The sequence below is a fragment of the Acidovorax sp. Q11 genome, assembly GCF_054950075.1.
This window is the reverse complement of the sequence record NZ_JBUDZG010000095.1, coordinates 1-606: the sequence shown is the minus strand read 5'-3', so window position 1 is coordinate 606 and position 606 is coordinate 1. Positions and strand designations below refer to the sequence as shown.

The 606-nt window shown below is 54.6% G+C and carries 1 protein-coding gene; it reads right to left on the bottom strand.

Features of this window, described 5'->3' with window-relative positions; all coding sequences use genetic code 11:
• Positions 1-100: 100 nt before the first annotated feature.
• The coding region (locus tag ACYZGB_RS22825) for an ATP-binding protein (protein WP_462391274.1) at positions 101-606 on the bottom strand (506 nt) is incomplete at its 5' end.

Below are 606 nucleotides of genomic sequence, written 5' to 3'. Positions count from 1 at the left end.
TGTTGGCGCCGATTGAATCTTGACAGTGTGTGCCGATCCAACTTTGATAGGGGGCGTGTAGCCAGCGTTGGTTAGGCTGGCTGTGGATAACTATAGCCTCCTACTGGGCTTGCACCTCCAGGCTGGTCTCGGTCTTTCTGTTCAGCTCTCTGGATTTGATCTTTCCCTTTGCCTCCTTGGAGCTGTGACGGAAGCGGTAGGACTCATTGCCGGTTTCAACGATGTGACAGTGATGGGTGAGCCGGTCCAGCAATGCCGTGGTCATCTTGGCATCACCGAAGACAGCAGACCACTCCGCAAACGTCAGGTTGGTAGTGATCAGAACGCTGGTGTGCTCATACAGCTTGGACAGCAGGTGGAACAGCAATGCTCCCCCTGCTTGGCTGAATGGCAGGTATCCAAGTTCATCCAGAATGACCAAGTCCATCCGCATCAAGCTCATGGCTATGCGTCCCGGATTTCCCTTGGCCTTCTCCTGCTCCAACGCATTGACCAGATCCACTGTCGAGTAGAACCGGACACGTTTGGAATGGTGCGTTAGCCCATTGATTCCCAGCGCCGTTGCCAAGTGGGTTTTGCCGGTACCAGGACCACCGATCAGGACAA